This window comes from Allostella sp. (assembly GCF_041913585.1).
Classification (GTDB): Bacteria; Pseudomonadota; Alphaproteobacteria; order ATCC43930; family Allostellaceae; genus Allostella.
In genome coordinates this window covers 1-6,827 of record NZ_JAYSFE010000112.1, presented here as the reverse complement: position 1 = coordinate 6,827, position 6,827 = coordinate 1, and the positions used below count along the sequence as shown (strand labels likewise).

The window sequence follows — 6,827 nt, the reverse complement described above, 5'->3', positions numbered from 1 at the left end:
GCCGCCCCCCGCGCGCCGCCGGGCCGGGGGCCCTGGCCTCCCGGGGGCGGCGCCGGCTTCGGGGGCCCCCGCGCCCGGGGCGCGGGCGCCACGGGCGCGCCGGCATCCGCCTCCCCCAGGGTCGGGTGCCGGCGCGAACCGCTTTCGAGAATGGGTGCTCCATGCCGCTGCTGCTTCGCCACCTGATGCCGCTCATCGTGATCGGCGCCTTCTTCCTCTTCTCGCTGCTGTGCACGCTGGCGGTCATTGCGGCCCTCGGCCGGATGTTCGGCCGACGCCCGACGGAGATCGGCCGCGGGCCCGTCATCGAGGGCGAGGCGACCCAGGTTCCGGCCGAGCCGGCGGCCCGGGACCCGCAGGCGCGCCGCTGAGACGCCACCCATCGCAGAGGCGGCAAGACCGGGGAATCACGCTATGGTCGCGACCACCGCACTCCAGACGAACGCCAGTGCCGGGATGAAGATTCTCGTCATCGAGGACGACCGCGAGGCCGCCGCCTACCTGGTCAAGGGCCTGGAGGAGTCGGGCTACGTCGTCGACCATGCCGCGACCGGCACCGACGGGCTCTTCCTCGCCTCCTCCCAGCCCTACGACGCGCTCGTCGTCGACCGGATGCTGCCGGGCATGGACGGGCTGACGATCATCGAGACGCTGCGCCGGCAGGGCAAGTCGACGCCGGTGCTGATCCTGTCGGCGATGGGCGAGGTCGACGACCGGGTGAAGGGGCTGAAGGCCGGCGGCGACGACTACCTCGCCAAGCCCTACGCCTTCGCCGAACTGCTGGCGCGGCTGGAGGCGGTGCTGCGCCGCGGCCAGGCCGGCCAGCCGACGACACGCCTCGTCGTCGGCGACCTCGAGATGGACCTGCTGGCGCGCACGGTGAAGCGCCACGGCCAGCTCATCGACCTCCTGCCGCGCGAGTTCCGCCTGCTCGAGTGCCTGATGCGGCACGCCGGCCAGGTGGTGACCCGGACGATGCTGCTGGAGAAGGTCTGGGACTATCATTTCGACCCCCAGACCAACGTCATCGACGTCCATGTGAGCCGCCTGCGCCAGAAGATCGACCGCGGCTTCGACCACCCGCTCCTGCACACCGTGCGCGGCGCCGGATACTGCCTGCGTGCGCCCGCGTAACGCCCTACGCACCACCACCTTCCGGCTGGCGCTCGCCTACCTGGCGATCTTCGTCGCCTCCTCGGGCACGGTGCTGGCCTTCATCTACTGGGCGACGTCGGGCGCGATCGACCGCGAGAGCGAGCAGATCATCGAGGCCGAGCTGACGGGGCTGCGCGAGCAGTACCGGCAATGGGGCGTCGTCGGCCTCGTCCGCGTCATCGAGGAGCGCTCCAAGGGCGACCGCGCGGACGAGATGCGCTACCTCGTCGCCGGCCCCCGCTTCGAGCGCATCACCGGCAACCTCACCGGCTGGCCGGCGGAGCTGCGCGACCGCCGCGGCCAGGTCGAGTTCCCGCTGACCGTCCGGGTCGGCGAGCGCTCGGAGGTGCGCGCCACCATGGCGATGACCTTCGACCTGCCGAACGGCTTCCACCTGCTGGTCGGCCGCGACATGAAGGAGCGCAGCGACTTCCGCCAGCGCGTCATCGGCGCCATCGCCTGGTCGCTCGCGCTCATGCTCGCCTTCGGCGTGGCCGGCGGCTACTGGGTGAGCCGCCACCTGATGCGGCGGGTCGACGCCATCAACCGGACGAGCGGCGAGATCCGCGCCGGCGACCTGAAGCAGCGCGTGCCGGTGAACGGCACCGGCGACGAGTTCGACCAGTTGGCCCTCAACCTCAACGCCATGCTCGACCAGATCGAGCGCCTGATGGCCGGGATGCGCCAGGTGACGGCCAACGTCGCCCACGACATGCGCACGCCCCTCAACCGGCTGCGCGCCCGGCTCGAGCTCAGCCTGATCGAGAAGGCCGACGAGGGGCGCTACCGCGAGGCGATCCAGGAGACGATCGACGAGGCCGACCACATCATCGCCACCTTCAACGCCATGCTCTCGATCGCCGAGGCGGAGGCGGGCGCCAAGACCGAGGCGATGGAGCGTACCGGGCTGCCGGCCCTCGTCGACCAGGTGGCCGAGCTCTACGAACCGCTCGCCGAGGAGAAGGGGCTGGTGCTGACGGTCGAGCATTCCGGCGCCGCCGTCGCCCGCGCCGACCGCCACCTGCTGTCGCAGGCGGTCGCCAACCTGCTCGACAACGCGATCAAGTACACGCCCGCCCCGGGCCGGGTCGCGGTCACGACCGGGGAGACGCCGCAGGGCGCCGTCGTCACCGTCGCCGACAGCGGCCCCGGCATCCCGGCCGACCAGCGCCAGGCGGTGCTGGGCCGCTTCGTGCGCCTGGAGCAGAGCCGCTCGACGCCGGGCAACGGCCTCGGCCTCAGCCTCGTCCAGGCGGTCGCCACCATGCACGGCGCCGAACTGGTGCTGGAGGACAACGCCCCCGGCCTGCGGGTGACGCTGCGCTTCCCGCCGGCGCCGGACGCACGGCCGAACGGCAAGTAGCGCCGGCCGGCCGGCTCCGGTCGCCCGGTCCTCAGCGCCCCGCCAGCTCGACCAGCGCCTCGGCCAGCACGCGCGCCCCCGCGGCGAGGTCGGCGGGGGTGGCGTTCTCCGCCTCGGCATGGCTGATGCCGCGCTCGCAGGGCACGAAGATCATGCCGCTCGGGGCCGCGATCTGCATCGGCCCGGCATCGTGGCCGGCGCCGGAATTCATCCGCAGGTAGGGCAGGCCGAGCCCGGCCGCCGCCTTCTCGACCGCCGCCGGCACCGGGTCGAGGAAGGTGACGGGCTTGCCGCGCGAGGTCTGGGTGACGGTGACGGCGCAGGCCCGGGCGTTGGCCTTGCAGATCGGCTCCACCTGGTCGCCCAGCTTCGTCAGCACCGCCTCGTCGGGGTGGCGGAAGTCGATGGTGAAGGAGACGTGTCCCGGCACCACCGCCGGCGCGTTGGGGGTGACGACGAAGCGGCCGACGGTGAAGCGCACGGTGTCGCTGGGGTCGTCGTGGAAGACCGCCTCGAGCGCCCCGACCATGGCGACCGCGGCGGAGAGGGCGTCGCGCCGGCGCGCCCTGGGCGTCGTGCCGGCATGGGCGTCCGCCCCCTCGACGTCGACGCGGAAGCGCCGGGCGCCCTGGATGCCGGTGACGACGCCGATCGTCAGCCCCCTCTCCTCCAGGATCGGGCCCTGTTCGATATGGGCCTCGACGAAGGCGGCGATCGGGAAGCCGAGCGGCCGTTCCGGCAGGTCCGCCAGCGCGGCCCGCGCCGCGTCGAGCGCCGCGCCCACCGTCACCCCGTCATAGTCGGCGACGGCGCGGGCGTCGGCGAGCGGCGTGCGGCCGACGAAGACGCCCGAGCCCATCGTTCCCATCGGGAAGCGCGCCCCGCCCTCCTCGCAGGTCCAGACCACGGTCTCGATCGGCCGCCGCGTGCGGATGCCGGCCGCCGCGATCGCCTCCATCGCCTCGAAGGCGGCCAGCACGCCATAGATGCCGTCGAAGCGCCCGCCCGAGGGCTGGGTGTCGGTGTGCGAGCCGGACAGCACCGGGGCGGCCGCGTCGTCGGTGCCGGGACGGCGGATGAAGAGGTTGCCGATCGCGTCCATGGCGACCTGCCAGCCATGGGGCCTGGCCCAATCCGCGAGCAGGCGCCGGGCGGCGATGTCGTTGGCGTCGAGCGCCAGCCGCCGCACCCCGCCGCGCGGCGTGCCGCCGAGCTTCGCCATGTCGACATGGCGCTGCCACAGCCGCGCCTCGTCCACCTTCGCCGCCGCAACCCCGAAGCCGCCGCCGTCCGCCATCGTCGCTCTCCCCCGTACCCGCTGGTCGCCGCAGCATGCGTCGGAGCCGCCGCCGCTGTCGAGATTGCCCCGCGCCCCCGCCCTGGGGCAAAACCCGGGCGGGACCGCCCGCCCACCACGACCGGATCGCCGCCATGCGCCACCGCCTCGTCCTCCTGGGGGACATCAACTTCCTCGGCGTCGCGGACGCGACGCACCTCTTCGACCCGGTGAAGCCGCGGCTGGCCGGCGCCGACTTCGTCTTCGCCAACCTCGAATGCTGCCTCTTCGACCCGCCGGCCGGCTATGCCGAGACGCGCGGCTTCTACGCCCCCGCCCGCCACGCGGCGGCGCTGGCCGACCTCGGCGTCGACGCCGTCGGCACCGCCAACAACGTCAATGTCGGGGAGGCCGCGATCCTGGGCTCGCTCGCCGCCCTCGACCGGGCCGGCATCGCCCATGCCGGCAGCGGCGCCGACCTCGCCGCCGCCCGGGCGCCGGCGATCGTCGCGCGCCGGGGGATGCGCTTCGGCGTGCTGCAGCGCACCGCCGTCTACTGGCGCCACGGCCACGCGGCGACCGACCGCGCCGCCGGCGTCGCCCTCATCCCCGGCCACACCGCCTATCGCCCGGTGCTGGAGCACGGCCACACCCTGACCCGGCCGGGCGTGCCGCCCGAGGTCGTGACCTGGGCCGACCGCGAGGGGCTGGCGGCCCTCCAGGCCGACGTGGCCGCCCTGCGCGGCGAGGCGGACTTCGTCGTCGCCTCCTGCCACTGGGGCCTGAAGGGCGAGGTGCTCCAGTACCAGCGCGACTATGCCCATGCCGCGATCGAGGCCGGCGCCGACATCGTCTTCGGCCACGGGCCGCACGCGCCGCTGGCGATCGGGCACTGGCGGGGGCGGCCGATCGTCTACGGCGCCGGCGGCTTCAGCTTCCAGGCCGAGCATGGCGGCAAGCCGCTCATCCACTGGACCGGCCTCGCCGTGACGCTCGACCTCCTGGACCAGCGCCTCGACCGCGCCAGCTTCTTCTTCGTGCAACGCAACGACGCCAACCAGACGGTCGTCGCCCCACCCGGCGACCATGCCGACCTGCTGCGCCGCCTCGCCGACGCCTCGGCCGCGCTCGGAAGCCGGCTCACGGTCGAGGGCGACCGCGTGCTCGTCGCCCCGGCGTGACCGCCCCGGCGTGATGCGGGCACTCGTCCTCCTCCTCCTCCTCGCGCTCGCGGTCGCGGCCTGCACCGGCCCGCCGGCGCCGCCGGCCGAGGAGGCGCTGCGCCTGGACACCGACGCCGACTGCCGCAACGCCACCCCCGGCAACCGCCTCCCCTTCTTCCGCTGCACCGGGGATTTCGACTCCTTCGACTGACCTCCGGCCTTCCCCGCCGGGCCAAACTGTCGCAGGCCGGGCGAAATTGACCTGCGTCAATCAACGGCGCGCGCGACCGGCAGACCTTCGCACCTGCAACAAGCGGCCGCCCCCGAGGGGGGCGGTCCCCGAGAGAGGCGAAGGATGACGAAGGCAAGGGCCGGCCTGTGCGCCGGCGTGAGCGCGATGGCGATGATGGCGGCGGCCCTGGCCGTGACCGCGACCCTGCCGGCCGGCGGGGCGCTGGCGGCCGAGCCGGCGAAGGCGCAGAGCCCCTGGATGATCCGCGGCCGGGCGCTGGCGGTGGTGCCGCAGGAGAGCGGCAAGATCGACCAGGTGCCGGGCTCCGACGTCCGGATCGACAACTCGGTCGTGCCCGAGCTCGACATCACCTACTTCTTCACGCCGAACATCGCGGCCGAGCTGATCCTCGGGGTGACGCCGCACAACATCAAGGGTTCGGGCAGCCTCGCCGGCATCGATGTCGGCAAGGCCTGGCTGCTGCCGCCGACCCTGACGCTGCAGTACCACTTCACCGATTTCGGCCGCTTCAAGCCCTATGTCGGTGCCGGCATCAACTACACCGTCTTCTTCAACGAGAAGGCGGCGGGCGGGGTGGTCAACAAGCTCGACATCGAGGACAGCTTCGGCGCCGCCCTCCAGGTCGGCGTCGACTACATGATCGACGACCACTGGGGCGTGAACTTCGACGTCAAGAAGCTCTTCCTGCGGCCCGACGTGAAGCTGAACGGCGGCGCGCTGACCGGCAAGGTCGACATCGACCCCTGGCTGATCGGCGTCGGCGTCACCTACCGCTTCTGAGCGTCGGCGCCGGCGGGGCCGGGGGGCGGAGGGCGGGGGGCGCCCCACCCGCCTCCCCGGCCCCGCCCCGCGTCACACCTGCCCTTCGGTCGGGATCGCCAGCACGCGGCCGCAATGCTTGCAGTGGACGGCGTCGGCATCGTGGATCTGGAGCGCGCAGTCCGGGCACTCGAAGCGGACCTTGTTCGGCCGGAACACCGCCTGCAGCAGCCGCAGGAAGAGCGCCACCCCGACCACCATGATGACGACCGCGAGCAGCCGCCCGCCCGGCCCGACCAGCGTGATGTCGCCGAACCCCGTCGTCGTCAGGGTGGTGATGGTGAAGTAGAGCGCGTCGACATAGGTGCCGATCGCCGGGTTGACGTGGTGCTGGGTGACGTAGACCAGCGACGTGACGACGAAGATGAAGATCCCGAGGTTGAGGGTGCGCTGGATCACGTCCTCGTGGCGCCGGAACCAGATCGAGTCCGCCCGCAGGTCGCGCAGCAGGTGGTAGGAGCGCAGCAGGCGCAGCGACCGCGCGACCCGCAGGAACCCCAGATTGTCGACGAAGGCCGGCAGGAAGAGCGAGGCGATGACCGTCAGGTCGGCCAGCGTCACCAGGCTGAAGAGGTGCCGCCGCCGGTTCGTCTCCGCATGGTGCCGGGCCGCGAACTCCGCCAGCAGCGCCAGCCCGATCGCGAAATCCACCGCCACCAGCCACCCCGCCGCGTCGATCGACGCGGTCAGGAGGAAGAGCGCGACGGTGACGAGGTCGAATCCGACCAGCCCGTAGCGGAACCGCCGCGCGGCCGCGTCGGTGCCGAAATAGAGGGCGCGCAGGCGGTCGCGGAGGGG

Annotated in this window: 8 protein-coding genes; 6 read left to right on the top strand and 2 right to left on the bottom strand. The window is 73.1% G+C overall.

The annotated features are described in order from the left end of the window. Nucleotides 1–161: 161 nt before the first annotated feature. The 3 genes from ACE3Q3_RS18495 to ACE3Q3_RS18485 all read left to right on the top strand — a co-directional run bounded on the left by ACE3Q3_RS18495 (nt 162) and on the right by ACE3Q3_RS18485 (nt 2,518). Entirely contained in the window at nt 162–371 is a 210-nt protein-coding gene (locus ACE3Q3_RS18495; RefSeq protein ID WP_374448594.1) for a hypothetical protein, read from the top strand. Between the two features lie 85 nt (nt 372–456). Beyond that, nucleotides 457–1,134 (top strand): response regulator transcription factor, encoded by a 678-nt coding sequence (locus tag ACE3Q3_RS18490; RefSeq protein WP_374448611.1) that lies wholly within the window; start codon nt 457–459, stop codon nt 1,132–1,134. After that, entirely contained in the window at nt 1,121–2,518 is a 1,398-nt protein-coding gene (locus ACE3Q3_RS18485; protein WP_374448592.1) for a sensor histidine kinase, read from the top strand. The genes ACE3Q3_RS18490 and ACE3Q3_RS18485 overlap by 14 nt, the downstream gene beginning before the upstream one ends. Nucleotides 2,519–2,549: 31 nt before the next feature. Here the strand turns inward: ACE3Q3_RS18485 and ACE3Q3_RS18480 are convergent, their stop codons facing one another. Next, on the bottom strand, nt 2,550–3,815 hold the full coding sequence (locus tag ACE3Q3_RS18480; RefSeq protein ID WP_374448590.1) for a M20 family metallo-hydrolase: 1,266 nt from the start codon (nt 3,813–3,815) through the stop codon (nt 2,550–2,552). 134 nt (nt 3,816–3,949) lie between these two features. Between ACE3Q3_RS18480 and ACE3Q3_RS18475 the strand changes: the two genes are divergently transcribed. The 3 genes from ACE3Q3_RS18475 (at nt 3,950) to ACE3Q3_RS18465 (ending at nt 5,990) form a co-directional block, all read left to right on the top strand. Next, complete coding sequence (locus tag ACE3Q3_RS18475; RefSeq protein WP_374448588.1) at nt 3,950–4,975, top strand: CapA family protein; 1,026 nt, start codon at nt 3,950–3,952, stop codon at nt 4,973–4,975. Nucleotides 4,976–4,985: 10 nt separating this feature from the next. Next, nucleotides 4,986–5,168, top strand: coding sequence for a hypothetical protein (locus tag ACE3Q3_RS18470; RefSeq protein WP_374448587.1), 183 nt, complete (start codon nt 4,986–4,988; stop codon nt 5,166–5,168). Nucleotides 5,169–5,312: 144 nt separating this feature from the next. Further along, on the top strand, nt 5,313–5,990 hold the full coding sequence (locus ACE3Q3_RS18465) for an OmpW family protein (protein ID WP_374448585.1): 678 nt from the start codon (nt 5,313–5,315) through the stop codon (nt 5,988–5,990). Nucleotides 5,991–6,062: 72 nt separating this feature from the next. Here ACE3Q3_RS18465 and ACE3Q3_RS18460 read toward each other — a convergent pair. Beyond that, nucleotides 6,063–6,827, bottom strand: a 765-nt coding sequence (locus ACE3Q3_RS18460; RefSeq protein ID WP_374448583.1) for a potassium channel family protein, incomplete at its 5' end; no start/stop codon positions are given.